The sequence below is a fragment of the Brevirhabdus sp. genome (assembly GCF_052826345.1).
Map to the genome: position 1 here is coordinate 1 of NZ_JBRBUA010000007.1, position 24,739 is coordinate 24,739.

26 protein-coding genes and 2 pseudogenes are annotated in these 24,739 nt (G+C 66.4%); 9 read left to right on the forward strand and 19 right to left on the reverse strand.

Annotated features, from left to right (window positions below):
• Positions 1–167: 167 nt before the first annotated feature.
• The 4 genes from rplT to pyk form a co-directional block, all read right to left on the reverse strand.
• Positions 168–533 carry a 50S ribosomal protein L20 gene (rplT, locus tag ACU0BR_RS00585; protein ID WP_446154894.1) on the reverse strand — a complete coding sequence of 122 codons (366 nt, stop codon included), beginning with the start codon at positions 531–533 and terminating at the stop codon, positions 168–170.
• Between the two features lie 12 nt (positions 534–545).
• Complete coding sequence (gene rpmI, locus ACU0BR_RS00590; protein WP_446154895.1) at positions 546–746, reverse strand: 50S ribosomal protein L35; 201 nt, start codon at positions 744–746, stop codon at positions 546–548.
• A 116-nt stretch (positions 747–862) separates the two neighbouring features.
• A complete protein-coding gene (locus tag ACU0BR_RS00595; RefSeq protein WP_446154896.1) occupies positions 863–1,084 on the reverse strand; it encodes a hypothetical protein in 222 nt (73 codons plus the stop codon).
• 29 nt (positions 1,085–1,113) lie between these two features.
• A complete protein-coding gene (gene pyk, locus ACU0BR_RS00600) occupies positions 1,114–2,559 on the reverse strand; it encodes a pyruvate kinase (protein WP_446154897.1) in 1,446 nt (481 codons plus the stop codon).
• Between the two features lie 206 nt (positions 2,560–2,765).
• Here pyk and ACU0BR_RS00605 point away from each other — a divergent pair, with 206 nt between their 5' ends.
• Entirely contained in the window at positions 2,766–3,056 is a 291-nt protein-coding gene (locus ACU0BR_RS00605) for a DUF1244 domain-containing protein (protein WP_446154898.1), read from the forward strand.
• A gap of 203 nt (positions 3,057–3,259) precedes the next feature.
• On the opposite strand, the gene ACU0BR_RS00610 is transcribed toward ACU0BR_RS00605, so the two are convergent.
• The 3 genes from ACU0BR_RS00610 to dgcN are packed head-to-tail and all read right to left on the reverse strand — an operon-like array spanning position 3,260 to position 6,114.
• Entirely contained in the window at positions 3,260–4,120 is an 861-nt protein-coding gene (locus ACU0BR_RS00610; protein ID WP_446154899.1) for a D-amino-acid transaminase, read from the reverse strand.
• A 12-nt stretch (positions 4,121–4,132) separates the two neighbouring features.
• Positions 4,133–5,116 carry an N-acetyl-D-Glu racemase DgcA gene (dgcA, locus tag ACU0BR_RS00615; RefSeq protein WP_446154900.1) on the reverse strand — a complete coding sequence of 328 codons (984 nt, stop codon included), beginning with the start codon at positions 5,114–5,116 and terminating at the stop codon, positions 4,133–4,135.
• Positions 5,113–6,114, reverse strand: a complete 1,002-nt coding sequence (gene dgcN / locus ACU0BR_RS00620; protein WP_446154901.1) for an N-acetyltransferase DgcN — start codon at positions 6,112–6,114, stop codon at positions 5,113–5,115. Before dgcN ends, dgcA begins: the two co-directional genes overlap by 4 nt.
• A 237-nt stretch (positions 6,115–6,351) precedes the next feature.
• On the opposite strand from dgcN, the gene ACU0BR_RS00625 reads away from it, so the two are divergent.
• Positions 6,352–7,308, forward strand: a complete 957-nt coding sequence (locus ACU0BR_RS00625) for an L-malyl-CoA/beta-methylmalyl-CoA lyase (protein ID WP_446154902.1) — start codon at positions 6,352–6,354, stop codon at positions 7,306–7,308.
• Between the two features lie 39 nt (positions 7,309–7,347).
• On the opposite strand, the gene ACU0BR_RS00630 is transcribed toward ACU0BR_RS00625, so the two are convergent.
• The gene (locus ACU0BR_RS00630) at positions 7,348–7,593 is read right to left on the reverse strand and encodes a hypothetical protein (RefSeq protein ID WP_446154903.1); all 246 of its coding nucleotides are present in this window, start codon (positions 7,591–7,593) and stop codon (positions 7,348–7,350) included.
• A 218-nt stretch (positions 7,594–7,811) separates the two neighbouring features.
• The gene (locus tag ACU0BR_RS00635; protein ID WP_446154904.1) at positions 7,812–8,024 is read right to left on the reverse strand and encodes a hypothetical protein; all 213 of its coding nucleotides are present in this window, start codon (positions 8,022–8,024) and stop codon (positions 7,812–7,814) included.
• A 272-nt stretch (positions 8,025–8,296) separates the two neighbouring features.
• Between ACU0BR_RS00635 and ACU0BR_RS00640 the strand changes: the two are divergent.
• Positions 8,297–9,259, forward strand: a pseudogene (locus ACU0BR_RS00640) (acetyl-CoA carboxylase carboxyltransferase subunit alpha).
• Positions 9,260–9,369: 110 nt separating this feature from the next.
• Here the strand turns inward: ACU0BR_RS00640 and ACU0BR_RS00645 are convergent.
• From ACU0BR_RS00645 to ACU0BR_RS00655, 3 genes are all read right to left on the reverse strand, one after another.
• Positions 9,370–10,164 carry a lysophospholipid acyltransferase family protein gene (locus ACU0BR_RS00645; protein WP_446154939.1) on the reverse strand — a complete coding sequence of 265 codons (795 nt, stop codon included), beginning with the start codon at positions 10,162–10,164 and terminating at the stop codon, positions 9,370–9,372.
• Positions 10,164–11,057 (reverse strand): cell division protein FtsX, encoded by an 894-nt coding sequence (locus ACU0BR_RS00650; RefSeq protein ID WP_446154905.1) that lies wholly within the window; start codon positions 11,055–11,057, stop codon positions 10,164–10,166. The genes ACU0BR_RS00645 and ACU0BR_RS00650 overlap by 1 nt, the downstream gene beginning before the upstream one ends.
• 98 nt (positions 11,058–11,155) lie before the next feature.
• Complete coding sequence (locus ACU0BR_RS00655; RefSeq protein WP_446154906.1) at positions 11,156–11,833, reverse strand: cell division ATP-binding protein FtsE; 678 nt, start codon at positions 11,831–11,833, stop codon at positions 11,156–11,158.
• Positions 11,834–11,997: 164 nt separating this feature from the next.
• Here ACU0BR_RS00655 and ACU0BR_RS00660 point away from each other — a divergent pair, with 164 nt between their 5' ends.
• Entirely contained in the window at positions 11,998–13,086 is a 1,089-nt protein-coding gene (locus ACU0BR_RS00660) for a zinc-ribbon domain-containing protein (protein ID WP_446154907.1), read from the forward strand.
• Positions 13,087–13,187: 101 nt separating this feature from the next.
• Here ACU0BR_RS00660 and ACU0BR_RS00665 read toward each other — a convergent pair whose 3' ends face one another.
• The 4 genes and pseudogenes from ACU0BR_RS00665 to argH form a co-directional block, all read right to left on the reverse strand.
• Positions 13,188–15,779: a TIGR02302 family protein gene (locus ACU0BR_RS00665; protein ID WP_446154908.1), complete on the reverse strand. Its 2,592-nt coding sequence runs from the start codon at positions 15,777–15,779 to the stop codon at positions 13,188–13,190.
• Positions 15,780–15,817: 38 nt separating this feature from the next.
• A pseudogene (gene lysA, locus ACU0BR_RS00670) lies at positions 15,818–17,085 on the reverse strand (diaminopimelate decarboxylase).
• A 73-nt stretch (positions 17,086–17,158) separates the two neighbouring features.
• A complete protein-coding gene (locus tag ACU0BR_RS00675; protein ID WP_446154909.1) occupies positions 17,159–17,305 on the reverse strand; it encodes a hypothetical protein in 147 nt (48 codons plus the stop codon).
• Positions 17,302–18,723, reverse strand: coding sequence for an argininosuccinate lyase (gene argH, locus ACU0BR_RS00680; RefSeq protein ID WP_446154910.1), 1,422 nt, complete (start codon positions 18,721–18,723; stop codon positions 17,302–17,304). The genes ACU0BR_RS00675 and argH overlap by 4 nt, the downstream gene beginning before the upstream one ends.
• A gap of 25 nt (positions 18,724–18,748) precedes the next feature.
• On the opposite strand from argH, the gene ACU0BR_RS00685 reads away from it, so the two are divergent.
• The 5 genes from ACU0BR_RS00685 to yddG all read left to right on the forward strand — a co-directional run bounded on the left by ACU0BR_RS00685 (position 18,749) and on the right by yddG (position 23,431).
• Positions 18,749–19,402: a TlpA disulfide reductase family protein gene (locus tag ACU0BR_RS00685; protein WP_446154911.1), complete on the forward strand. Its 654-nt coding sequence runs from the start codon at positions 18,749–18,751 to the stop codon at positions 19,400–19,402.
• A gap of 105 nt (positions 19,403–19,507) precedes the next feature.
• Positions 19,508–20,323: an EAL domain-containing protein gene (locus tag ACU0BR_RS00690; protein WP_446154912.1), complete on the forward strand. Its 816-nt coding sequence runs from the start codon at positions 19,508–19,510 to the stop codon at positions 20,321–20,323.
• A gap of 192 nt (positions 20,324–20,515) precedes the next feature.
• Positions 20,516–21,691 (forward strand): acetyl-CoA C-acetyltransferase, encoded by a 1,176-nt coding sequence (locus ACU0BR_RS00695; protein ID WP_446154913.1) that lies wholly within the window; start codon positions 20,516–20,518, stop codon positions 21,689–21,691.
• Positions 21,692–21,777: 86 nt separating this feature from the next.
• Positions 21,778–22,503, forward strand: a complete 726-nt coding sequence (gene phbB / locus ACU0BR_RS00700; RefSeq protein WP_446154914.1) for an acetoacetyl-CoA reductase — start codon at positions 21,778–21,780, stop codon at positions 22,501–22,503.
• 67 nt (positions 22,504–22,570) lie between these two features.
• Positions 22,571–23,431, forward strand: a complete 861-nt coding sequence (yddG, locus tag ACU0BR_RS00705; RefSeq protein WP_446154915.1) for an aromatic amino acid exporter YddG — start codon at positions 22,571–22,573, stop codon at positions 23,429–23,431.
• Between the two features lie 4 nt (positions 23,432–23,435).
• Here yddG and ACU0BR_RS00710 read toward each other — a convergent pair whose 3' ends face one another.
• From ACU0BR_RS00710 to ACU0BR_RS00720, 3 genes are all read right to left on the reverse strand, one after another.
• The gene (locus ACU0BR_RS00710; RefSeq protein ID WP_446154916.1) at positions 23,436–23,600 is read right to left on the reverse strand and encodes a YdcH family protein; all 165 of its coding nucleotides are present in this window, start codon (positions 23,598–23,600) and stop codon (positions 23,436–23,438) included.
• A gap of 118 nt (positions 23,601–23,718) precedes the next feature.
• A complete protein-coding gene (locus ACU0BR_RS00715) occupies positions 23,719–24,480 on the reverse strand; it encodes a tRNA1(Val) (adenine(37)-N6)-methyltransferase (protein WP_446154917.1) in 762 nt (253 codons plus the stop codon).
• A 10-nt stretch (positions 24,481–24,490) separates the two neighbouring features.
• Positions 24,491–24,709 (reverse strand): putative signal transducing protein, encoded by a 219-nt coding sequence (locus ACU0BR_RS00720; protein WP_446154918.1) that lies wholly within the window; start codon positions 24,707–24,709, stop codon positions 24,491–24,493.
• Positions 24,710–24,739 lie beyond the last annotated feature (30 nt).

Here is a 24,739-nt window from a genome sequence, read left to right on the forward strand (position 1 = left end):
ATCATGTTTGGATTGGTCGCGTTCTGGCGGTCGCTCCAGCCCTCGGCAGGCACAGTCATCCGTCCAGCGCAACAGACTGCCCGGCAGTCCGGCACTCCCTGCCGAACCCCCAAGGAATGAAAAAAGGCGCCCCGGAAGGCGCCTTTCTAACCGGCTTGGAATAAGTCTCAGCCGTTCAGAGCGGCCTGGGCCTTTTCGACGATCGCGCCGAAGGCTTCGGGCTCGTGCACGGCCAGGTCGGCCAGCACCTTGCGGTCGACTTCAATGCCGGCCAGCGAAAGGACGTTGATGAAACGCGAATAGGTCAGCGCTTCGTCATGGGCGCGGACGGCGGCGTTGATCCGCTGGATCCACAGCGCGCGGAAGTTCCGCTTGCGCACCTTGCGGTCGCGCGTTGCATACTGGTTCGCCTTGTCTACAGCTTGCGTCGCGGTGCGGAAGTTGCTGCGGCGGGCACCGAAATAGCCTTTGGCGGCCTTCAGAACCTTCTTGTGACGGGCGTGAGTGGTCGTGCCACCTTTAACTCGGGACATATCTCAAACTCCTCAGCGCGCGTAGGGCATGTAGCTTTTGACGATCTTCTCGTCGGGCTTCGACAGCACCTGCGTGCCGCGGGCATCGCGGATGAACTTCGTCGTCCGCTTGATCATGCCGTGCCGCTTGCCGGCCTGACCGGCCTTGACGCGGCCGGACGCCGTGACCTTGAAGCGCTTCTTGGCGCTCGATTTCGTCTTCATCTTGGGCATTTCCGTCTCCTCTTCGGGCGGTGAAGGCGCGACTCGGCATGCCACTGGGGCCGGTCGCACCGTTGGAAGCGGCCTTTTAGGCGGGCAAGGCGAGGTTGGCAAGCGCTTATCGGCCCTCACATCACCCAAGCGATCAGGCGGACGAACACCATCGGCACATCGGAGGGGCGGTAGCCGCCCGGATGGATCAGCGACGCGAAAACCACCATCGTTCCGGCGATCAGAAGGCTGAACACCGCGATCCGCGCGCTGCGCTGCTCGATCATGGCGCCCAGGATGCCTGTGATCGCCAGAACCCCCAGCACGATCCCGGCCGCCATGAAGAGATCGGAAACCATGCGCTGCCCCCTCCCCCGCGCGCCGGAACTTATTCCGGGTCGGACTTGTAGATCAGCCGTTCGGCACAAGGGGCGACGCGCAGGATGTTGGTGGTGCCGGGCACATTGAACGGCACGCCCGCGGTCACGACGATCTGCTCATCCTCGGTGGCGAAACCGCCCGTGCGCGCGGCCCGCGCCGCGTTCACCACGGCCATCTTGAACCGGTCGACCTCGCCTGTGATGACACAATGCATACCCCAGTGCAGGGCCAGCCGCCGGGCCGTGCCCACCAGCGGCGTCAGCGCGATGATCGGCACGGCCGGGCGTTCGCGGGCCACCAGCGCCGCGGTGGTGCCGGAATGGGTGAAACAGCAGATCACCTTGATGTCGGTCGTCTCGGCGATCTCGCGCGCGGCGGAGACGATCGCGTCGGCGACGGAAGTTTTCGTGCCGCCGCGGCTGGCCTCGACGACCTCGCGGTAAGTGGGATCGATTTCCACCTCAAGCGCGACGTTGTGCATCGTGGTGACAGCCTCGACCGGATAGGACCCGGCGGCGGATTCGGCGCTCAGCATCACGGCGTCGGCGCCCTCATAGATGGCGGTGGCCACATCGCTGACCTCGGCGCGCGTCGGCACCGGGCTTTCGATCATGGATTCGAGCATCTGGGTGGCCACGATCACGGGCTTGGCCACCGCGCGGCACCGCCGCACCAGCCGTTTCTGGATCGGCGGTACGTTCTGCACCGGCAGCTCCACGCCCAGATCGCCGCGCGCGACCATGATGCCGTCGGACGCGTCCAGGATCTCGTTGAACGCCTTCACGCCGGCGGGCTTTTCGATCTTGGACATGATCGCGGCGCGGCCCTGCACCAGTTCGCGGGCCTCCTCGACATCGGCGGCACGCTGGACGAAGCTCAGCGCAAGCCAGTCCACACCCAGCGCGCAGACATGCTCCAGATCCTCGCGATCCTTCTCCGAAAGCGCGGCAAGCGGCAGCAGGACGTCGGGCACGTTCACGCCCTTGCGGTTGGAAATGGTGCCGCCGACCGCGACCTCGCATTCGGCGAAATCAGCGCCGCATTCGCGTACCTTCAGCCGGACCTTGCCATCGTTGACCAGCAGGGTGGCGCCAACCTCAAGCGCGGCGAAGATCTCGGGGTGCGGCAGATGCACCCGACGCGCATCGCCCGGCGCCTCGTCCAGATCCAGCCGGAAACCGGCGCCCTCCTCCAGCTCGACCTCGCCTTCGGCGAAGACCCCGACGCGAAGCTTGGGTCCCTGAAGGTCGGCGAGAATGGCAATCGGGCGTTCCAGATCGCGCTCGACCTGGCGGATCATGGCGTGGCGCTCGGTGATTTCCGCGTGGCTGCCGTGGCTCATGTTCAGGCGGAACACATCGGCGCCCGCCTCGAACAGCGCGCGAATCGTCGCGTAATCGTTCGACGCAGGGCCCAGCGTGGCCACGATCTTGACATTACGGAGGCGTCTCATGTTCACCGCGGTCCTTCTGGTTGTTTGCGCAAACGTCGCAGGCGGTGCAGCTATGACTCAATTACCGGCAAGGGGCAACTGGCGCCTTGTCGCGGCGATGCGATCCGGCGCCCGGCTGCCCGCGCGGACGTTGCCCTTTGATACCGCCGCGAACAGGCCTATTTCTAGTCCCGCGGCGCAGGACCGCCGATGACAGGGAGAAAGCAATGGACGACCGGACAAGAACCGAACTGGAGGCCGCCGCCTTTCGCCGCCTGCGCGACCATCTGCGGCAGCGCACGGACGTGCAGAACATCGACATGATGAACCAGTCGGGGTTCTGCCGGAACTGCCTGTCGCGCTGGTATCAGGAAGCCGCCGCCGCGCATGGCATCGACATGGGCAAGGAAGAGGCCCGGGAGGAATTCTACGGCATGCCCTTCGCCGAATGGCGCGAGAAGTTCCAGACCGAGGCCAGCCCGGCGCAAAAAGCGCAATTCGATCGCAGCCACGACTGAAGCAACGCCTTCGGCGAGAGTATTGCGGCCAAGAAGAATGCCCTTCGCCACCTTCGACCGGCGACGAAGGGACTTCTCCTCGGGCGGTCATCGGCTCTCCAGCCTGTACCGCACCGCCATGGTGGCGCGGCGCGGTTAACCGAATGTGAAGGCGGGCTTCTTCTTGGAAAAAATACTCGCTTTCCCGGCAGGGGCGGCGCGCATCAGCTGGCTGTGTTGCGGCTTTCCTCGATGTAGATCTCGCGCAGACGCTGCGCCACGGGGCCGGGAGCGCCGTCGCCCAAGGTCTTCCCGTCGATTTCCACCACCGGCATCACGAAGGCCGAGGCGCTGGTGATGAAGGCCTCATCGGCCTGCTGGGCCTCCTCGATGGTAAAGGCGCGCTCCTCCACCTGCATCTGGGCCTCGCGGGCGAAACGCAGCACGGCGGCGCGGGTGATGCCGTGCAGGATCTCGCGGCCCAGGTGGCGGGTGATGATGCGCCCGTCCTTGACGATATAGGCGTTGTTGCTGGTGCCTTCGGTGACTTCGCCGTCCTCGACCATCCAGGCGTCATCCGCGCCCGCCTTCTTCGCCATCATCTTGCCCATCGAGGGGTAAAGCAGCTGCACGGTCTTGATATCGCGGCGGCCCCAGCGAATATCCTCTATCGAGATGACCTTGAGCCCCGTTTTCGCGGCGGGCGCCTGTGTCAGCGGCTTCGACTGGGTGAACAGCACGATCGAGGAGGGCACCGTTTCGGCATCGGGAAAGACGAAATCGCGGTCGTTGTCGGCGCCGCGGCTGATCTGCAGATAGATCATCCCCTCGTCGATGTCGTTGCGGGTGACAAGTTCGCGGTGCACCTGGCGCAGATCCTCGATCTCGATCGGGTTGGCCATGTCGAGCTCGCCCAGCGAGCGTTGCAGCCGCGCCGCGTGGCCGTCGAAATCGATCAGCTTGCCGCCCAGCACGCTGGTCACCTCATAGACGGCATCCGCAAAGAGGAACCCGCGGTCGAAGATCGACACCTTGGCCTCTTCCTCGGGCAGGTACTCTCCGTTCACGTAAACGATCCGGCTCATCCGTTCATCCTTTCAGCCCCAGAGCGCGTCACCGGGCGGGTGGACGCCGAGGTCGTTGAATTGCAATGCGTGGGGCCGGTCTTCGGCCAGCAGAAGCGGCCCGTCAAGGTCCGTCACCGCCGCGCCCTGCGCGACCAGCACCGCGGGGGCCATCGCGAGCGACGATCCCACCATGCATCCCACCATGATGCCGAACCCCGCCTCCCGCGCCGCATCGCGCAGCGCCAGCGCCTCGGTCAGGCCGCCGGTCTTGTCGAGCTTGATGTTCACCAGATCGTATTTGCCCGTGAGGTCCGGCAGGCTGTCGCGGTCGTGGCAGGATTCGTCGGCGCAGACCGGCAGGGCGCGCGCGATCTCGCCCAGCATGTCGTCCTGCCCCGCGGGCAGCGGCTGTTCCACCATATCCACGCCCAGCCGCAGCAGATGCGGCGCCAGCTCGCCGTAGACCTCGGCGGTCCAGCCTTCGTTGGCGTCGACGATGATGCGGGACGCGGGCGCGCCGCGGCGCACGGCCTCCAGCCGGGGCATGTCGTCGGGGGTGCCCAGCTTGATCTTGAGCAGCGGCCGATGGGCGTGGGTCCGCGCGGCGGCCTGCATCGCCTCGGGCGTGTCGAGCGACAGGGTAAAGGCGGTGATCTGCGGCACCGGCGGCGCCAGCCCGGCCAGCTGCCAGACCCGCTGCCCGCTTTGCTTGGCCTGAAGGTCCCAAAGCGCGCAATCGACCGCGTTGCGCGCCGCGCCCGCGGGCAGCAGCCCCTGCAAGGCGCCACGATCCAGCCGCGCGGGCAGGCCCGCGATCTGCGCCGCCACGCTGTCCGGCGTTTCGTCGTAGCGGGCGTAGGGTACGCATTCGCCCCAGCCCGTGACGCCACCCTGATGCGCGCGCACCGTCAACACCTGCGCTTCGGTGCGGGAGCCGCGGGAAATGGTGAACACCTGCGCCAGCGCGAAGACATCGCGGGCCACCTCCAGGCGAATGTCGGACGGCTGGGTCATACGGCCTCCAGGGCGTCGACCAGACGCTCCGCGCCATAGCGGAACGGGTCCACCGCGGGCAGGCCCAGCCGGGTTTCGATGTCGCGCAGGCAGGCCTCGGCGGCGGCATCGTCGAGGTTCGAGGTGTTGACCGACACCCCGACCACCCGGCAGTCGGGGTTGGCCACGCGCGCCAGCGCCAGCGCCGTGTCGCGCAGCACCTCCAGCGAGGGCAGCGCATAGCCCGGCAGGCCCCGCATATGGCTGCGCGTCGGTTCATGGCACAGGATCAGCGCATCGGGTTGCCCGCCGTGGATCAGCGCCATCGTCACGCCCGAGAACGAGACGTGGAACAGGCTGCCCTGCCCCTCGATCAGATCCCAGTGGTCGGGATCGTTGTCGGGGGTCAGCCATTCGACGGCCCCGGCCATGAAATCGGCCACCACCGCATCCAGCGGCACGCCTTCGCCGGTGATCAGGATGCCGGTCTGGCCGGTGGCGCGGAAACTGGCCCTGGTGCCGCGGGCGCGCATCACGGCCTCCATCGCGAGGGCGGTATACATCTTGCCGACCGAACAATCGGTGCCGACCGCCAGACAGCGCTTGCCGCGGCGCTTTTCGCCGTTGGCGATGGGATAGCGCACCGACGGGATGCGCACATCGTGCAGCTTGCGCCCGGCCTTGTCGGCGGCGGCCTTCAGATCGGCATCGTCGCGCAGCAGGTTGTGCAGACCGCTGGCCAGGTCATAGCCCTTTTCCAGCGCATCCAGCAGGACCTGCTTCCACGCGGGCGAAATGACGCCGCCGCGGTTGGCCACGCCGATCACCAGCGTCCTGGCGCCCGCGCGCAGACCCGCATCCAGATCCATGTCGGGCAGCCTCATGTCGGCCTTGCAGCCCGGCAGCCGCAGCTGGCCCAGCGCATATTCCGGGCGCCAGTCGCGGACGCCCTGCGCGACCTTGGCGGCCAACGCGTCGGGCGCGTCGCCCAGAAACAGAAGATAGGGTGTCTCGATCATGGAACTTCCTTTCGTTTGCGCGCAGGATAGAGCAGCGGCGCCGGAGATACCGCCGGAATCATGGCGTCGATCCAGATAAATCCGGTAGATTCTTGCGGCATGATCGAAGAATGCAGGAGAAGCTTGCGTAGCATACCCCTGCGTGCGCAGCCACTCCCCATTCGGGTTGCGAGCAGCGTCATAATATTCTACGCCATCGAACAATCTCTGCGCAATATCCTTACCCGAGGCCCCCATATGAGTTTTCGCATCCAGCCGACCGCGCCCGCTTGCCCCAATCGCTGCCAGTTGTTCGGCCCCGGCTCCCGGCCTGCCATCTTCGAGAAGATGGCGGGCAGTGCGGCGGATGTCATCAATCTGGACCTCGAAGACAGCGTCGCCCCCGACGACAAGGCCGAAGCGCGGCGCAACGTGGTCGAGGCCGTCGGCGATATCGACTGGGGCCGCAAGACCCTGTCGGTGCGCATCAACGGGCTGGACACCGAATGGTGGTATCGCGACGTGATCGACCTGATCGAACGGGCCGGGCCGCGGCTTGACCGGATCATGGTGCCCAAGGTCGGCAACGCCGCCGATCTTTATGCCGTCGATGCCCTGATCACCGCGGCCGAGCGCGCCGTGGGCCGCGAGACGCCCATCGCGCTGGAGGTCATCATCGAAAGCGCGGCTGGCATCGCCAATGTCAGCGAGATCGCCGCCGCATCGCCGCGCCTGCAAGCGATGAGCCTGGGCGCCGCCGATTATGCGGCCTCGATGGGGATGCAGACGACGGGCATCGGCGGCACGCAGGAAAACTATTACATGCTGCATGAGGGCGCGCGCCATTTGTCCGATCCCTGGCATTGGGCGCAGACCGCCATCGTCGCCGCCTGCCGCAGCAACGGCGTGCTGCCGGTGGATGGTCCCTACGGCGATTTCAGCGACGACGAAGGGTTCCGCGCGCAGGCGCGCCGCTCGGCCACGCTGGGCATGGTCGGCAAATGGGCGATCCACCCCAAGCAGGTGGCGCTGAGCAATGAGGTCTTCACCCCGTCAGAGGACGCCGTGGCCGAAGCACGCGAAATCCTCGCGGCAATGGAAAAGGCCAAATCCGAGGGATCGGGCGCGACGGTCTACAAGGGCCGCCTGGTCGATATCGCCTCGATCAAGCAGGCGGAGGTCATCGTGCGCCAGTCGGAAATGATTGCACGCTGACTGCCGCTGGCGGACATCCGCGCCCCTGCCCCTGAAAGCTCAGTGCGTGACGGGATCGCGGCCCGAGCGCCGGATGACGATGCCGCACCCGCGCGCGCTGACCTCGATATCCTTCCGCGGCTGAGCGGCGCGCAGATCGGCGTGCCTGGACGCGGCCTCGCGCACCCGCAATTCGGCGTCGGACGCGTGGCGCGGCGACGCCGAATTGCGGCCAAGACGCCCGAGAATCAGGATGATGGCAGGAGAAAGAGAGAGAAAAACCAGTACTATTTCCAAGCTGAACATACGCAACGCCTCCGAAACCTCCGTTCAGGATCGCAGGTGTTAGTGTTTCGCCAAGGGCAACAATCTGGCTTTTTCAGGGCAATGGTCGCACAACGCGGCCAATCCGGTCCGGGCTATGCGCGGCGGAGGGCGGTCGGCCACGGGGGCGGATAACGGGGGGCGCGGGTCGGGAGGCGCGGGTCGGGCAAAGATCGCCCGTCACCGGAAACCCGGAAACCTCAGGCCGCGACGGCCACGGGACGCGGCAGGCAGCTGTGCACCGCAACCCGGGCGTCGGCCTCGCCGCCGCCGACGAAAGTCAGATAAGCCACGGGTTTTTCGGCTTTTCGCAACGCCACACGGCGCGCGTTGATGCGCCCCTGCCGGATCAGGGCTGCGCAGGTCATCGAAAACACCACCAGAATCATGATCATGTAGATATTTGTAAACATCGGTTCCTCTGATGGTCTGCTCGTTTGATGGTCTGCTCGTTTGATGGTCTGCTCGTTGATTTGGCCTTCTATCGCGCCCGGCTGTGGCGGGATCATGGCAAGCCTCGGGCGTTTGCTGGGTTTCGCGGGGTCAACTGTGGCAGGACCGTCCGGGTTCCAGCGCCTTTCCGCCGATGCGCGGCACGACTGCGGTAGGGGCGCGGGCCCGCGACGCAGTTGCAAAGCGCGCCACTGCGGGCCATATACGGCCCAGCCTCCAAGGGAAGAGATCCATGCAGAACTATCTGGAATTCGAGCGTCCTCTGGCAGAAATCGAAGGCAAGGCCGAAGAGCTGCGCACGATGGGGCGCAACAATGAAAAGATGGATGTCGAAAAGGAAGCCGCCGCGCTGGATGGCAAGGCCTCCAAGCTGCTGGCGTCGCTTTACGCGGATCTGTCGCCCTGGCAAAAATGCCAGGTGGCGCGGCACCCCGCCCGCCCGCATTGTCAGGATTACATCGGCACGCTGATCACCGACTACACCCCGCTTGCCGGCGATCGCAACTTTGCCGACGATCACGCCGTGATGGGCGGGCTGGGTCGGTTCGACGGGCGGCCCGTGGTGATCATGGGGCAGGAAAAGGGCTTTGACACGAAGACCCGGATCGAACGCAACTTCGGCATGGCGCGCCCCGAAGGATACCGCAAGGCGATCCGTCTGATGGATCTGGCCGATCGCTTTCAGCTGCCGGTGATAACGCTGGTCGACACCCCCGGCGCCTATCCCGGCAAGGGGGCCGAGGAACGCGGCCAGTCCGAGGCCATCGCCCGCGCGACCGAGCGGTGCCTGCGCATCGGCGTGCCGCTGGTTTCCGTCGTCATCGGCGAGGGCGGATCGGGCGGCGCGGTGGCCTTTGCCACCGCCGACCGCATCGCGATGCTGGAACATTCGATCTATTCGGTAATCTCGCCCGAGGGGTGCGCGTCGATCCTGTGGAAGGACGCCTAGAAGATGCGCGAAGCCGCCGAGGCGCTGCGCCTGACGGCCCAGGACCTGAAAACGCTCGGCGTGATCGACCGGATCATCGCCGAACCGATGGGCGGCGCCCAGCGCAACAGCGCCGAGGCGATCGAGAATGTGCGCAAGGCAATCGCCGCCATGTTGAAGGATCTGAACGGCAAACCGGCGGAGGCGCTGGTCGCGCAGCGCCGCAAGAAATTCCTGAACATGGGCGCCAAGGGCCTGGCCGCCTAGCGCAGCCGCCCATCCGGGCGCGCCATCGCCGCGCGACGCGCCCGAAACCTGTCTTCGGCCCCTTGGGCTGCGCGATGGGCCGCCGCGTCAGGCGCGCCCGGCCTGTCCGCTCAAGGCGCGGGATCTTTCGGCGGCCGCGGATCCGAACGCTCGTGCATCGGCGGCGCGGGGCGCGGCGGGACGGTGAAGCCGCCCTCCGCCATCAGCTTGTCGGACGCATCCTCGATCACCACCTCAAGCTGGGTCAGAAAGGCGCGTTTGGTCTGGCCCGGCTCGATCACCGGCAGGAATTCCACGATCGCCGTGCCCGGCCTGCGCATCACCGCGCGCTTGGGCCAGAACAGCCCCACGTTGGTGGCCGCGGGCACGCAGGGCTGGCCCAGCTGTTCATAGAGCACGGCCGAGCCGCCCTTGTAGGTCTCCGGCGCGCCGGGGGCGACGCGGGTGCCCTGCGGGTAGATGATCAACTGACCGGGCGCCTGCAATCCGCAGGATACCTCGGCGACCATCTGCGCGATGGCGCGTCCGCGCTTGCCCCGATCGACCGGCACGCAGCCGATGCGCCGGGCGAACTGGCCCAGAATCGGGGTGTAGAGCAATTCGCGCTTCATGATGAACTTGGCGCGGGGCACATTGGCAAAGATGATGATGATATCGAGGAACGACTGGTGCTTGGCCGCGACCATGCATTCCATCGTCGGGGGCGTGCCGCGCACCTCGACCTTGAGCCCGACCATCCAGCGCGCCGACCAGATCACCCAGTTGCAAAAGGCGTGGCACGCCCCATAGGCCCAGCGGCGGCTGAACAGCGCGCCGGGGGCATAGGCGACACCGATCACGAACATGCCGAAATAGACGAAGAAGTTGAAGATGAGCGAACGCACCCACTGCACGGCATAGGCGATCATTTCAGCCTCCTGAGGGTACGGAATGCGGCGATTCGGGTCGCGGCGAACGCGACCAGCGCCGCCAGCGGCGGCACGGTGAACGGCACCAGCCAGCCAAGGCCGGAAAAGCCGAGGCCGGTCAGGAAACCGCCGGCCGGATCGGTGGCGGGCAGCATCGCTATCGCGATCATGCCCAGCATCGTGCCGATGCCCGCGCCCAGCAGCGCGCGCAGGGTGAAACGCCGCACGAAGGCGCGCGCGATGAACACGTCGCGCGCCCCCACGAGCCGCAGGACGCGGATGACCTGCGCATTGGCCGAAAGCGCCGTGTTGGCGGCAAGCGTGATCATCGCTCCGGTCGAGGCCACGATCAGCGCGATCGACAGCCACCCCAGCATCCGCAACCTGTCGGCGGCAGCGACCAGCGGCCGGCGCCAACGCGTGTGATCGTCGAAGACGGCGCCCGGCGCTTCGGCGGCCAGCCGTTGGCGCAGGCCCTCTATGTCGACGCCCTCCCCCTGTTCGGTCACCTCGATCAGCTGCGGCACCGGCAGGCTGTCCAGCGGCAGATCGGGGCCGAACCAGGGTTCCAGCAGCGCGCGCTGCTCGGCATCGCTCAGCGCGCGGGCGGACGCGACGCCGGGGGTCGTCTGCAACACGCGCAGGGCCGCGGCGGTCTGCGCCTGCATCTGGGCCTCCGGCGCGGAAATGCGCACGGTGGAGGTGCGCGCAAGCTCCGCCGACCAGCGGTCGGCCAGCCGTCCGGTGGCCAGCGACAACGCCAGCGCGAAGACGGCCAGAAACGCCATCGCGCCGGCGGTAAAGGCGGTCAGCGTGACCGTGAACCCCGAGGGCGGCACCACCTTGTCGGACCCGGTGTTGCCGCGCAACAGCGCGATCCAGCCCGCCATGCGCCCGCCATCGGCGGACCGCCCGCCGCGCGGCCCGCGCCGGGTCCCGGACCTGGCAGGGGATCGCACGGCACGTTCATCCGGCGGCACGGCGGCGCTCACAGGTCGGCCCCCGCGAGCTGGAGCTTGCGGTTGCCGATGCGCAGCACCCGCGCCGCCACGGATGATTTCGCGGCCCGGATCAGGTTCAGATCATGGGTGGCGATCAGAACGGTCTTTCCCATGCGGTTGAGTTCCAGCAACAGCGCCAGCAGCCGCTGCGACATTTCCCAGTCGATGTTGCCGGTGGGCTCATCGGCCAGGATCACGTCCGGCGACATGATGATCGCCCGCGCGAGCGCCGCGCGCTGGCGTTCGCCGCCCGACAGCTGCGGCGGCAGGGCCTCGGCACGTTCGGACAGCCCGACCCAGCCGATCAGATCGTCCAGGTTCGCCGTCTCGGCCGAGGCGGCCATGCCCGACACCTGCAACGGCAGCGCGATGTTGTCGCGCAGGCTGAGGTGATCCAGAAACTGGCAATCCTGGTGAACGACGCCGATCCGGCGACGCAGCAGCGCGACCGCATCGCGGTCGAGGTCGCGCACCTCGCGGCCCAGCAGGCGCAGATGGCCCGCCGTCGGTATCAGATCGGCATAACAGAGCTTCAGAAAGGTGGTCTTGCCCGCCCCCGACGGCCCGGTCAGAAAATGGAAGGAGCCTGTCGGAAGGTTGATCGAGATATCCGAAAGCAACTCGGCGCCGCCATAGCTGTAGGCCACGTTGTCCAGTTCGATCACTGCCTGCCTCGTTCCTCGTGTCGCGCGTGAGTGTCGCGCAACAAACCGGAGGATTCAATCGGTGCTTGCCCACAAATGCTTTGATTCCGCATATCCCGTTGTTAAAACCCGTTCGACGCCCCTATCGGTCAATCCGCGGGCCAAAACAACGAACAGGATCCCGGATGAGGTTGATCTGCCCAAATTGCGACGCTCAGTACGAGGTGGGCGCTGGCGTCATTCCGCCAGAAGGCCGCGACGTTCAGTGTTCCAATTGCGGACATATCTGGTTCACGCGCGCCGAAGATCTGGAAGCCCAGCCCGCCCCCGAAGCGCAAGCCCCCGGGACCGGGGCCGCGCGGGAGCCGGAACCCGAGGCCGAGGATCGGGCCAAAGGTGACGCCGCGCCCGTCGACAGCCGCAGCGACAAACGCGGCGAAGAGCCGACCCGAAAGGCGGCGCCGAAATCGCCCGCCCCCGCCGCTGCTGCCCCCGCCGCCTCCGCCGCATCGGCAGACGACGAGTTCGAGCAGAACCTGCGCGACGCCCTGGGCGGGGATGAGCCGCCCGACGCCGCCGAGGTCTCCGCCACCCCCGCGTCATCCTCCTCGAGGGAGGCCGATGACTTCTTCGCCGGGGCGCAGATGGGCGGCTATGAGGAAGACTACGAAGCCGCGCCGGGCGCCGTGCACACCCGGCGCGAGCTCGACCCCGACATCGCCGAGGTGCTGCGCCAGGAGGCCGAGCGCGAGGCCGCTGCCCGACGTTCCGAAACCAACACCCCACTGGAAACCCAGACCGATCTGGGCCTGGATGAGCGCCAGGACACCCGTGCAGGGGCCGCGCGCGCGCGCATGGCACAGGTCTCCGGACGGGCCGCCGCCGCCGCGGCGGCGACCGGCGCCGTGCGCGCGCGCCCCGGCGCGCCGGATCGCGACGACAGGGATGGCGGGCGCGATCTGCTGCCCGACATCGAGGAAATCAACTCCTCCCTGCGGTCGGGCGGCGCAAGGCGCAGCGGGGACACCCCCGTGATCGAAGAGCTTGAGGTCGAGAATTCGCGCAAGCAGGGGTTCCGGCTGGGCTTCGTGCTGGTGGTCCTGCTGATCGGCCTTTTGTGGGCGGCCTATGCCTATGCCCCCGCGATCGTGGAACGGGTGCCTGAATCGGGTGCGATCATGCAGCGATATGTCGACGCGGTGAACGTCCTGCGGGTCGAGCTGGACGGGCTGACACGCACCGCGGTCGAGGCGATCCAGCGCCTGACCGGCTGAACCGTCATCGGGCCGCGCGCGTGGCGGGCGACGGGTGCCTCCGGCGGGGATATTTGAGCGACAATGACGCCTGAGCCGGGATTCGGTGCCGGATGCCGCAGTCAAAAGCGGTCGAGCAGGCGGCGCAGGTAGTCGAGCTCGACATCGGGGCGGGACTGATCGCCGGACCGGCGGCGGATCTCGTCCAGAAGTTCCCGCGCGCGGCGATAGACGTCTTCGCCCTGCAACAGGTTTTCGTCGGACCCGACACGGCCCGAGCCGCCCATATCGCGGCCCAGCGGGTCGCGGTCATTACCGGACGGGCTGCCCTGCGCCATGCCGTTCTGCTGGCCCTGACCCTGCTGTTGCTGCTGGCGTGCCAGCGCGTCGCCCAGATTGCGCATCCCTTCGCGCAGCGCATCCATTGCTTCGGCCTGACCGTCCAGCGCCTCGGCGGTTTGACCGTCGCGCAGCGCTTGCTCGGCGCGATCCATCGCCTTGCCCGCACGTTCCAGCGCCTGCCGCGCGGCGTCGCCTTCGGCGGTGCCCGCGCCCGGCAGATTTCCGCGCTGTTGATCCAGTTGATCGCGCAGGGCCTGCTGCCGTTCGGCAAGACTGCCCGATTGGCCGGGAGTCCGGCCCGGATTTTGCCCTGAGTTTTGGCCCGGATTTTGGCCCTGTGATTGGCCCGGTTGATTTTGACCCTGCCGGGGCTGGCCGGGTTGGCCGCCGGGATTGAACTGATCCTGCAACTGCTGGAACGACTCGTCGGACAGACCCTGCTGTTTGCGCAGGGTGTCCGACAGACCCTCCATCGCCTGCTGGCCGGGCGATTGCTGCCCCTGCTGGCCCTGGGTCACCTGCATGTTTTCCATCATGCGCCGCAGCTGTTCCATCAGTTGCTGCGCCTCGGCCATGCGGCCCTGCTGCATCAGCTCCTGAAGCCGGTCGAGCATGTCCTGCAACTGTTGGCCGGTCATTTCCCGGGTCTGCTGGTTGTCGGCCTGCTGACGGTTCGGATCGCGCTGGTTCTGCTGGGCAAGCTCCGCGATGTAATCCTGCGTGGCTTTGCGCAGCTCATCCATCAGCTTGGCGATCTCGTCGTTGGTGGCGCCGTTTTTCATCGCCTCCGACAGGCGGTCCTGCGCGCGGCGCAGGCGGTCCAGCGCGGAGGACAGCTCCCCCTCCTCGAATTTCAGCGCGGCCTGCCACAGCATGGCCGCAACATCGTCGCGCTGCTCGACGGTCATGCCCGCGGCGACGGCGCCCTCCAGCCTGCGCATGGCGATGCGCAGCAGCAGATAACCCTTTTGGTTGGTGATGAACCCATTGGGCAGATAGGTGATCGCACGGATTATCCGGGCGGCGCGGGGGCCGTTTTCCCGGCTCCAGAGGATATCGCGGCGCTGCTCGGCGATCGAGGCGGCGACGGGGTCGAAGAACCGCCGCCCCGGCATGGTCATGTTCAGAGGCGGCGTCTGGCCCTGCTGATCCAGCGCATCGCGCACCGAAAGCGTGATGGTGACGGGCAGGCCCGCCCAGGGGTGATCGGCGAAATCCTGCACCAGCGTTTCGGTGAAATCGGCGCGGTCGCCGGAAATCGTCATCGGCAGGTCGACCACCACCGAATCGCGCGGCTCGGGCTCGACCGCGAGGCCGTAGCGGCGGTCGCGGCGCGCCCGGTCGAGCGTCAGCGTCGCGGTCCCCGACTGGACGCCGTAGTCGTCATGCGCCTCGAACCCCAGCTTGAGCGCGCCCTCGGGCGTGGTTTCGGGCGCTGCGGCGCCGAAGGTGACATGGGGCGGGGCATCGGGGACGACAGCGACCTGCCATTCCGCGCCGCCCGCGCCGTCGATGCGCAGATCGCCGGATCGCGCGATCACCCCCTCGAACCCGTTGTCGGGCGCGGCGGCTTCGGCAGGCCGGGCGGCGGGGTCATCCGGCGTTGTCTCATCCGATGCGGGCGGCGGCGGCGCGATGTCCTGCACCAGCGAGAGGGCGCCCAGCTGGCCGTAAAACCGCAGCGACAGGCGGCTGCCCTGCGGCACCGACAGCGCCCCCGGCGCGATGTCGTTGAGGTATATCCCCGGCTTGCCGGTGTAATCGGGCGGCGTGATCCAGCCTTCCCAGCTGGGGCCGACGGCCAGCACATCGCCTTGTCCCGGCGCCATGCCCGTCACGCTGGAAACGCGCCAGACCGACCCGAAGATCAGCGCCACCACGAAAACCGTGGCCGCCACATAACGCAGCGCGAAGGGATCGCGCGCGGCGATCCGCAGATCCGGGCCGACGCTGCGGACCGTCGACAGACGCTGCGCCATCCCGATCACATGGGCGTTCCAGACCGCTTGCGAGGCGGGGTCGTCCGCACCGATGGCCTGCGTATCGGCCAGCGCCGCGATCGGCCGTCCCGGCAGGCTGCGGTCGAGACGGTCCAGCGCCTCCGCCCGGATGGGCCAGCGCATCTTGCGTATGCCGTGGATCAACGCGGCCAGCAGCGCCAGCACCGAAAGGACCGCCGCCGTCCACAGGGCCTCCAGCGGGATCAGATCGTGCAACCCCATGAACAGCAGGCCGACGATCAACAGGCAGATCGACCAGAGCGGCCAGAAGGCGTAGGTGATGCGTTCGGCAACCATACCGATCCGGGTCAGCCACAGCGGCCGACCCAGCCGGGCCAGGGCGGCCGCGGGGGTCAGGGTATCGTCGCGCATCGCACTCTCCGCCGATCGGGCGCGCCCGATCAGACGCATCACAACCACGGCGGTATGCTATCGCGCGCGATGATCTGCGCATAGTCCGGTCGTGCACGTATGACAGCGAATTGATCGCCCTGCACCAGAACCTCGGGGATCAGGGGGCGGGTGTTGTATTCCGAGGCCATCACCGCCCCGTATGCGCCCGCGGAGCGGAAGGCGATCAGATCGCCCTCGGACAGGGGAGGCATGGGGCGCTGACGGGCGAATGTGTCGCCCGTCTCGCAGACCGGCCCGACGATATCGACCGGCGCCAGATCGACCCCAGCTGCGGGCTCCACCAGCGGCACGATGTCGTGATACGCCCCGTACATCGACGGGCGGACAAGATCGTTCATCGCGCCGTCCAGGATCAGGAAATCGCGATCCTCGCCCTGTTTCATCCAGATGACGCGGCTGACCATCAGCCCGGCGTTTCCGGCGATCAGCCGCCCCGGCTCCAGCTCGATGTCGCAATCCAGGTGACCGAGCGTGCGCCGGATCATCGCGCCGTATTCCAGCGGCAGCGGCGGCGCGTCGTTCGACCGGCTGTAGGGGATGCCCAGCCCGCCGCCCAGATCCAGCCTGCGGATGTCGTGACCATCGGCGCGCAGGGTCTGCGTCAGATCGGCGACCTTGGCGAAAGCCTGCTCAAAGGGTTCCAGTTCCACCAGCTGGCTGCCGATGTGCACATCGATCCCCACGACATCGAGACCCGGCATCGCCGCCGCGGCCGCATAGACGGCACGGGCGCGGGCGATGGGAATGCCGAACTTGTTTTCCGATTTGCCGGTGGCGATCTTCTCATGCGTGCGGGCGTCGACATCCGGATTGACGCGGATCGCGACCGGCGCCACCCGGCCGAGCGATTGCGCCACCTGGTTCAGCGCGGCCATCTCGGGCTCGCTCTCGATGTTGAACTGGCGGATGCCGCCCAGCAGCGCCGCGCGCATTTCCTCGCGGGTCTTGCCGACGCCGGAAAAGACGATGCGCGCGCCGGGGACCCCGGCGGCGATGGCGCGGGCGTATTCCCCGCCCGAGACCACATCCATCCCCGCCCCCGCCTGCCCGAGCAGACGCAGGATCGCCTGGTTCGAATTCGACTTCATCGCGAAGCAGATCAGATGGCCGGGATTCCAGGCAAGCGCCTCTTTGAAAAGGTTGAAATGGCGCAGCAGCGTGGCGCTGGAATAAAGGTAGAAGGGCGTGCCGACGGCGGCGGCGATCTCGGCACCGGAACATCCTCGGCATGAAGCACGCCGTTGCGGTAAAGAAAATGATCCATCCGTCTTCCTTGGTTCGCCGATGCGCGCGGGTCGCGGTGGCGGGTATTTGAGCGCCGATGTGCGGGCCCCGGCTCAGGGCGTGCCGGCAACCCCGACCTCGACCGCGCCGGAAATCTGCACGGCCGCGGGCCTTTGCTTTTCGCTGCCGGGTGCCACGGGGCGGCCATCGACGCCGCAGGCTGCGAGGCTCATCAATAGCAGGGCCGCGAGCGTCTTCATTTCAGCAGATCCTTCCACCGGGCGACCTGCGCGCGCACCTGATCGGGCGCGGTGCCGCCATAAGAGGTCCGCGAGCGCACCGAATTGTCGACCCCCAGCACATCGAACACGTCCTCGGTGATATCGCCGTGCACGGCGCGCATGTCCTCCAGGCTCAGATCCGGCAGATCGCAGCCCTTGCTTTCGGCCAGCGCGACAAGCGCGCCGGTGACGTGATGCGCGTCGCGGAACGGCAGGTTCAGCGCGCGCACGAGCCAGTCGGCCAGATCCGTCGCGGTGGAAAAGCCCGACCCGGCGGCGGCGGCCAGCGCCTCGCGGTTGGCCGACATGTCGCGCACCATGCCCTCCATCGCGGCCAGCGCCAGCATCAGCGTGTCCGCGGCGTCGAAGACCTGTTCCTTGTCTTCCTGCATGTCCTTGGAATAGGCCAGCGGCAGCCCCTTCATCACCGTGAACAGCGCCACCATCGCCCCCATGATCCGGCCGATCTTGGCGCGGATCAGCTCCGCCGCGTCGGGGTTCTTCTTCTGCGGCATGATCGACGAGCCGGTGGAGAAGCGGTCCGACAGGGTGACGAAGCGGAACTGCGCCGAGGACCAGATCACGAGCTCCTCAGCGAAGCGGCTGAGGTGCATCGCGCAGATTGAGGCCGCCGACAGGAATTCCAGCGCGAAATCGCGATCCGAAACGGCATCCAGCGAATTGGCCGAGGGCCGGTCGAACCCCAGCGTCTGCGCCGTCATGTGCCGGTCGATGGGAAAGGAGGTGCCCGCCAGCGCCGCGGCGCCCAGCGGGCATTCGTTCATGCGCACGCGGGCATCGCGCAGACGCGACAGATCGCGGCCGAACATTTCCACATAGGCCATCATGTGATGGCCCCAGGTCACCGGCTGCGCCGTTTGCAAGTGGGTGAAACCGGGCATCACCCAGTCGGCCCCCTGTTCCGCCTGCACCAGCAGCGCGCGGATCAGCGCCTCCAGCCCCTGCGCGGCGGCGTCGATCTGATCGCGCGTCCACAGTTTGAAATCCGTCGCCACCTGATCGTTGCGCGAGCGTGCGGTGTGCAGCCGCCCGGCGGGCGCGCCGATGACCTCCTTGAGCCGGGATTCCACGTTCATGTGGATATCCTCCAGCGCGGCGGAAAAGGCGAAGCTGCCGCCCTCGATCTCTGACAACACCGTGAGCAGCCCTTTCCGGATAGCCGCCGCATCGTTAGGCTCTATGATGCCTTGGGCGGCAAGCATGGCGGCATGGGCCTGCGATCCGGCGATGTCCTGCGCGCCGAGCCGTCGGTCATATCCGATCGAGGCGTTGATCGCCTCCATGATGGCGTCCGGGCCGGCGGCAAATCGTCCGCCCCACATTGCATTTGACCCGGACGGGGCTTTATCCGCGGGTCTGTCGGTCTTGTCGGTCATGAACTGGCCCTGAAGGGAAGAATTGATGAACTGGTTGCGTTACCTCGTCCTCTACACGGCACTTGGCCTTGGTGCAAATGCCGCGCTGGCCCAAGGCGCGCCCGAAAACGCGCGCCAGAGCGCGCCCGCGACGGGCGGCGCGGGCGACACGGGCAACGTGCAGGCCTCTGCCCGGCCCGTCGCAGACATCCCGACGCTGGAGGCGCTGCGCGACGGGCAAATGAAGAAGCTGATGTTCGCGGCCGAACCCGCGCCCGTGTCCGACGTACCGTTCGAGGCCGAAGACGGCAGCGAGCGCCGCCTGTCGGATTACGGCGGCAAATATGTGCTGGTGAATTTCTGGGCCACCTGGTGCGCCCCCTGCCGCAAGGAAATGCCGTCGCTGGAGGCGCTGCAAACCGAGTTTCAGAACGACAATTTCGAGGTGGTGACCATCGCGACGGGCCGCAACACCCGGCCGGGGATCAAGAAGTTCTTCGCGGAAATCGGCGTCGAGAACCTGCCGCAGAACATGGACAAGAAGTCCGCGCTGGCGCGCGAGATGGGGGTGCTCGGCCTGCCGATCACGGTGCTGCTCAACCCACAGGGGCAGGAAATCGCGCGGCTGCGCGGCGATGCCGAATGGGATACCGAAAGCGCACGCGCGATCGCGTCCGCCCTGTCCGGGAAAGCCGGGTAAGCGACATTTGAGACGATTTTGATGAATTTCCGGTGATGAGGGTTCACCGGAAATTAAGCCACCCACGCCAAAGCTGTGCCCGACCACCAAGCGCGGAGCACATCCATGTCCCATTACAATATCCAGTCGCTGTTCGACGCGCAGACCAGTCCGCTGGACGTGGCCGTGCAACGCCGCGACGCCGATATCATGAAACTGGTTGAAGGCGCGGTCCGGCGCCGGGATGTGCTGTTGGCCTATCAGCCGATCGTGCGGGCCGATGATTTCGGCCCTGCGTTCTACGAAGGGTTGATCCGCGTCATCGACGACACCGGCCGGGTCATCCCTGCGCGCGATTTCATCGGCTCGGTGGAGACCACCGAACTCGGCCGCAAGCTGGACTGTCTGGCGCTGGAAATGGGCCTGAAAACCCTTGCCGAAAACGATCACATGCGCCTGTCGATCAACATGTCGGCGCGCTCCATCGGATACGCCCCTTGGAACAAGATCCTGAAACAGGGGCTGCGCGCCTCCCCCACCGTGGCCGAACGCTTGATCCTCGAGATCACCGAACGTTCCGCCATCCTGATCCCCGAGGTGGTGACCGCCTTCATGGCCTGGCTGCACCGCAAGGGCATCAGCTTCGCGCTGGATGATTTCGGGGCGGGGTTCACGTCATTCAGACATATGCGCGATCTGCTGTTCGACATGGTCAAGATCGACGGGCAGTTCATTCAGGGCATCCACAACTCGCCGGACAACCAGATCCTGACAGAGGCGCTGATTTCCATCGCGGGGCATTTCGACATGTTCGTCGTGGCCGAAAAGGTCGAGGACGCGGCGGACGTGAGGTTTCTGCAAGAGATCGGCGTCGACTGCATGCAAGGCTATTACTTCGGCGCCGCCACCACCAAGCCCGTCTGGGCCTGCGCGCCCTCGTAAGCACCGCCCGGACCCCCGACGCCCCCCGCAGCACCTGGCAGCCCCCGGCGTGCACCGCGCCGGATAGTCCGCCGGTCATCCCACGCCTGTCGGCTTTCAGTTGCCCTTTCAAATTCCGCCCTTTACCAATGTTCCGGAACCTAAAACCGTGCGCCTCCGCGACCGGCGGTGCGCGTCATACCGGAGTTTTCCATGACCAATGTTGTGATCGCCTCTGCCGCACGCACTGCCGTCGGCAGCTTCAACGGCTCTTTCGCCAACACACCCGCCCATGACCTTGGCGCCGCGGTGCTGGAGGCGCTGGTTCAGCGCGCGGGCATCGACAAGGGTGACGTCAGCGAAACGATCCTCGGACAGGTGTTGACCGCGGGTCAGGGGCAGAATCCCGCGCGCCAGGCGCATATCAACGCCGGTCTGCCCAGGGAAAGCGCAGCCTGGGGCATCAACCAGGTCTGCGGCTCGGGCCTGCGCGCGGTGGCGCTGGCGGCCCAGCACATCCAGCTGGGTGACGCGCAGATCGTCGCCGCCGGCGGTCAGGAAAGCATGAGCCTGAGCCCCCATGTCGCGCATCTGCGCCAGGGTCAGAAAATGGGCGACATGAAGTTCATCGATTCGATGATCTGCGACGGGCTGTGGGATGCCTTCAACGGCTATCACATGGGCCAGACCGCCGAAAACGTCGCCGAAAAGTGGCAGATCAGCCGCGATCAGCAGGATGAATTCGCCGTCGCCAGCCAGAACAAGGCCGAAGCCGCGCAAAACGCGGGCCGTTTTCGCGATGAGATCATCGCCTTCACCGTCAAGACCCGCAAGGGTGAAACCGTGGTCGATCAGGACGAATACATCCGTCATGGCGCGACGATCGACGCCATGCAGAAACTGCGCCCCGCCTTTGCCAAGGATGGCAGCGTCACCGCCGCCAATGCCAGCGGCATCAACGACGGGGCCGCCGGCGCGCTGCTGATGTCCGCCGACGAGGCCGAGCGCCGCGGCATCGAGCCGCTGGCGCGCATCGCCTCCTACGCCACGGCCGGTCTGGACCCTTCGATCATGGGCGTCGGCCCGATCTACGCCAGCCGCAAGGCGCTGGAAAAGGCCGGTTGGTCGGTCGACGACCTGGACCTGGTCGAAGCCAACGAAGCCTTCGCCGCCCAGGCCTGCGCCGTGAACAAGGACATGGGCTGGGACCCGCAGATCGTGAACGTCAACGGCGGTGCCATCGCCATCGGCCATCCCATTGGTGCCTCGGGCGCGCGGGTTCTCAACACGCTGCTGTTCGAGATGAAGCGCCGCGACGCCAAGCGCGGCCTGGCCACTTTGTGCATCGGCGGCGGCATGGGCGTGGCCATGTGCCTTGAGCGCCCCTGATCGCCCCGGTAGATGCGTAATTTTATTGCGCATCTATCATTGATTTTGTACTGAGATTATAAGGCAAAAACCCGGCGGGAGGAATTATGGGCAGAGTTGCATTGGTCACCGGAGGGTCGCGCGGCATCGGCGCGTCCATTGCGCGGGCCTTGAAGGACAAGGGCTATTCGGTCGCCGCAACCTACGGCGGCAATGATGAAGCCGCTGCGAAGTTTACCGAAGAGACCGGCATCAGGACCTACAAATGGTCGGTCGCCGATTACGATGCCTGCGCCGACGGCATCGCCAAGGTGGAGGCCGACCTCGGCCCCGTCGAGGTACTGGTCAACAATGCCGGCATCACCCGCGACGCCCCGTTCCACAAGCTGACCCCTGAAAAGTGGCGCGAGGTCATCGACACCAATCTCAACGGCGTGTTCAACATGACGCATCCGCTGTGGCCCGGGATGCGCGAACGCAAGTTCGGACGGATCATCACCATCAGCTCCATCAACGGCCAGAAGGGCCAGTTTGCCCAGGCGAATTATTCCGCCGCCAAGGCCGGCGATATCGGTTTTACCAAGGCGTTGGCACAGGAAGGGGCCCGTGCGGGCATCACCGTCAACGCCATCTGTCCGGGCTATATCAACACCGAGATGATGAGCACGATTCCTGAAAAAGTTATGAACGAGGTCATCCTGCCGCAGATTCCCGTCGGTCGTCTGGGCGAGCCGGAGGAGATCGCACGGGCGGTGCTGTTCCTCGCCTCGGACGACAGCGCCTTTATCACCGGCGCGACGCTGACGGCCAATGGCGGCCAATACATGATCTGAGCGCGGCTGCGCGTCAGGATTCGGGCCGGTCGCCACGACCGGCCTTTTTCGTTGCAAGGGCCGATACATGGGCAGGAAGAGAGCAACCACGATCGGGTTCGGCGCGGTGCTGTTGTGGGCGCTGCTGGCGCTGCTGACGGTCGGATCGGCCCCCGTGCCGCCACTGCAGCTCAACGCCGTCAGCTTCGGGATCGGCGGCGGGGTCGGCCTTGTCTGGATGGCGCTGAACCGTGACAGCCCGGCGCTGCTGCGCGGAATTCCCGCCATGGTCTGGGTGTTGGGAATCGGCGGGCTGGCCGGATATCACTTCCTGTATTTCTCTGCCCTGCGCATGGCGCCGCCCGCGCAGGCGGGGCTGATCGCCTATCTGTGGCCGCTGCTCATCGTGCTGTTTTCAGGGCTCTTGCCGGGCGAGCGCTTGCGCGGCGGGCATTTGGCGGGTGCCGGTTTTGCCTTTGCCGGTGCCGCGCTGATCATCCTGCGCGATGCCACGGGCTTCGGCAGCGCCTATACCGCAGGTTACGCGCTTGCGTCGCTCGCGGCGATCACCTGGGCGGGCTATTCGGTGCTGTCGCGGGTGGCGGGGCGCACCCCCACCGCCAGCGTGGTGGTTTTCTGCCTGGGCACATCGCTATTGTCGCTGGGCGCTCATCTGGCGTTTGAGGAGACGCAATGGCCGCAAGACGCGCAGGGCTGGCTGTCGATGCTGGGCCTCGGGCTCGGCCCGGTCGGCGCTGCGTTCTACCTGTGGGACGTCGGCGTCAAGAAGGGGGATATCCAGCTGCTGGGGGTCGCGTCCTACGCCGCACCGCTGTTGTCGACGCTGATCCTCGTGGCGGCCGGGGTGGCCGCAGCCAGTTGGACACTGCTATTGGCTGCGAGCCTGATCACAGGCGGGGCAGCTCTGGCTGCCCGCGCTTCGCGGTAGCCCCTTATCTGGAAAGACGTTCGATCTCTTCCTTGAGGCGAAGCTTCTGCTTTTTCATCGAAGCGATATGGAGGGCGTCACTTGAAGGACTTCGTTGTTCCGAAGCAACCATCTGTTCGAGATTTTGGTGTTTCTTGCGGAGTTCCTGCACATGTGAACTCAATGCCATCCGTGATCTCCTTCCTGAATGTTCGGACCTTGATCCCAGCATATATTCATCATTTTGTCACTCGCCATCGTTATGGGACCGATCTTGCCAAGCTTCCACGCAAGCGATGAAGAAAGGCTTAAGAAAATCGCGTCAGCGGCGCGCCCGAACGCAGGATTTGCTCCGCCTCGGGGGAAAACCCGGTTTTCTGTCCCGCCTCAACGGCTTGCGCGTGGGTGAAAAAGCCCGGCAGCAGCCGGAATTCGCCCTTCGCTCCCTTTCGGCCCTGCAACAGGAAGCGTTTGGCCGGGCGGCTGATTTCTGCCGAGATCGGCAGCACCCGCAGGTTTCCGATACGCGCATCGAGCCCGCGCAGCAGATCGGGCAGCCGTTCCATTCGCTGAATGACGCTGAGCACCCCGCCGGGTTTCAGCCGCCGCACCGCGCTTTCCAGCCAGACGGCCAGGGGCGCGGCCTCCCGATTGGCGGTCTCGCGGCCGCGGTCGCGTGCCGGGGTGCCGCCTGCGGCCGCGAAATAGGGCGGGTTCAGCATCACATGGTCAAAGAGCTGTTGGCGCAATGCGGGGGGCGGGTGCGTCACGTCGCCCTCCTCCACCGTCATCTCGATTGCGTTGCGCCGGGCATTGCGTCGCGCCAGATCGGCATAGGCGGGCTGGATCTCCAGCCCGCTCAGCGCGACGGGCACGCGGCGCGCCAGACACAGGGCCGCCACCCCGGCCCCGCACCCCAGTTCCAGCACGGTTTCCCCGGGGCGCGCGGGCACGGCCGCGGCCAGGAAAACCGGGTCCGTGGCGGCACGATACCCGGCTTTGGGCTGCAAAATCCGCAGCGCACCGCCGAGAAAGGCGTCATCGCTGAGCGCGGCATCGTCAAAGGTCATCGGCGAGAAATCACCTTGGCGGAAGGTCGAAGTCATTGTCAGCCAGCACCGCCCGCGCGCGGAACAGATCACGTTCGATCACCATCAGGCGACGCGGCAGAACGCCGACCGATCCTTCCAATACGCTCATATGGACGTCCATTTGAAACGTCTTTATACCCTCGCCTTGCAGTAGCGCCGAGGCGAATGCGATCACTGTCGGATCGGTACTGGAAATAAGCTCTTTCATCAGCAGGACTAAATTGCAGTCGTGCCGATT